This window comes from Streptomyces aurantiacus (genome assembly GCF_001418335.1).
GTDB classification, from domain to species: Bacteria; Actinomycetota; Actinomycetes; order Streptomycetales; family Streptomycetaceae; genus Streptomyces; species Streptomyces aurantiacus.
This window is the reverse complement of record NZ_LIPP01000513.1, coordinates 1-1,827: the sequence shown is the minus strand read 5'-3', so window position 1 is coordinate 1,827 and position 1,827 is coordinate 1. Positions and strand designations below refer to the sequence as shown.

Here is a 1,827-nt window from a genome sequence, read left to right as displayed (position 1 = left end):
GACACCCGAACGCCGGACCGGTTCCCCCCGGTCCGGCGTTCGGGTGTCCGGGCGTGGTGTCAGACCTCCAGTCCGCTCTCGATCTTCTTCAGGCTGTGCCGGGCCAGCGCCAGGTTGCCGCGGCTCCGGTCGAGCGCGAGATACAGGAAGAGCGTTCCGCCGCTTGAGGTGAGCGGGCGTATCAGGTGGTACTGCTTGCCCAGCGTGATCAGGATGTCCTCGATGGTGTCGTCCATGGCCAGCGTGGACAGCGTCCGCATCTTCGCGCGCACCACTTCGGTGTTGCCCGCCGCCGCGAGTTCCAGGTCGAGCGTGGGTCCACCGCCGAGCGTGCCGAGCGCCATACCGCTCTCGTAGTCGACGAGGGCGACGCCGATGGCACCGTCCACGGACATGGCTTCCTTGAGCGCGGTCTCGATGTTCATGTTGCTCCAGTTCCTCGGTGACCCTGTCCGGTCGTTGCTTATACAACTACGATCGAACACAAGAGAGTAGTGCGCCACAAAACGCAAAATATGGTGTCTGTTGCGTAAGTTGAGTCTCAAAGTAGTGTTGCGACGTCAACACGTGAAGGGGGAACGGGGAAATGACGACGGCCGTTGACGCCTCCCTGGTCCGGCTCCTCGACTCCCCCGGGATCACCGGCCTCGCCCTGGTCGACGCGGTCACCGGTCTCACCTACGGGGTGGCCGGAGACGCCGACGAGGCCGGCGACGGCGCGGAGTGCGCCGAACTCGCAGCCCTCATCGCCGAACGGCTGGGACGGGCGGGCGCCGAGGGGGAGTTGGAGAGCGTGATCACCACCAGCACGCACCGCCATCACCTGCTGCTCTCCGTCGAGCGGCCGGCCGGCGATCCGTTGCTGCTGACCGCGGGCATGGACCGGGAGCGGGCCAACCTGGCGCTCGCCACGCGGAGTCTGGGCGACCGGATCGCCGAGGTGCTCGTATGACGACGGCCACAGCGGCGGCGCGCAATCTGCCCGCGCTCCTCCAGGGTTTGTACGAAGAGGGCTACAGCGGCACCGTCCGGGTCTCCGGTTCCCCCGGCGGAACGATTCATCTGAGGGACGGCCTGATCGGCGCGGTCGAGACACCGGGCGCCCCGACCGCCACCTCGGTACTGCTCACCCCCGGCCGCATCGACGACGAGAGCTGGCTGGCCGCCTGTGCGGTGGAGCGCGACACGGAACGGCTGGGCGCGCATCTGGTCGCCGCCGGACTGATCGGCGCCGCCGAGCTGGAGATCGTGTGCACCGCAGCCGTGTTCGACGCGGCCTTCGCCATGGCGGTCGGCCCGCCCGGAAGCTGGACGCTGGGCGACCCGGAACCCACCTTGCTCACCGGGTCAGGTGTCGCGCCCCGGCGGCTGACCGAGGAGACCACGCGGCGCATCGTGCGGCTCTCCGGTCCGTGGGGGGCGCCGGGGGAGCTCGCCCGGATACGGCCCGCGCCGGTTCCGGACGCAGGGCTGCGCCCTGGTCTTTCGGACCGCCACCGGTCCGTACTGAGCACCGTCAACGGGCGCCGCACCGCACGGGACATGGCCTTCACGCTCGGACGCGGGCTGTACGCGATCATGCTGGATCTGACCCGCCTGGAGGCGCGGGAACTCATCCGGTGGGAGACGGGCAGGGCGGCGGACGGCCGGCCCAGCACCGCACCGCGCGTGCTGCCGGGACGCGGAGCCCCGGACGCGCCGCCGACGAGGCTCACGCCGACCGGGTCGGCCCCGAAGGCCGCGCCGCTCCCGAAACGTACGCCCGGCGGCGCCTCGCGGCCGGGGCCGGGGGAGGCCCAGGCGCGGGAGGGCCCGCCGGGGCAGGGG

3 protein-coding genes are annotated in these 1,827 nt (G+C 71.0%); 2 read left to right on the top strand and 1 reads right to left on the bottom strand.

All coding sequences use genetic code 11. From position 1 onward, the window contains the following. Window positions 1-59: 59 nt before the first annotated feature. Window positions 60-425: a hypothetical protein gene (locus AOK01_RS39705; protein ID WP_055520457.1), complete on the bottom strand. Its 366-nt coding sequence runs from the start codon at window positions 423-425 to the stop codon at window positions 60-62. 161 nt (window positions 426-586) lie between these two features. Between AOK01_RS39705 and AOK01_RS39700 the strand changes: the two genes are divergently transcribed. Then, window positions 587-952, top strand: coding sequence for a hypothetical protein (locus AOK01_RS39700; protein WP_245702619.1), 366 nt, complete (start codon window positions 587-589; stop codon window positions 950-952). Further along, window positions 949-1,827 (top strand): hypothetical protein (locus AOK01_RS39695; protein WP_063792951.1); only part of this gene is annotated, 879 nt, incomplete at its 3' end. The genes AOK01_RS39700 and AOK01_RS39695, both read left to right, overlap by 4 nt.

Excerpts from the sequence above, each read along its gene's own strand:
- AOK01_RS39705 (WP_055520457.1), bottom strand. The coding sequence starts at position 425 with ATGAACATCGAGACCGCGCTCAAGGAAGCCATGTCCGTGGACGGTGCC.
- AOK01_RS39700 (WP_245702619.1), top strand. The coding sequence starts at position 587 with ATGACGACGGCCGTTGACGCCTCCCTGGTCCGGCTCCTCGACTCCCCC.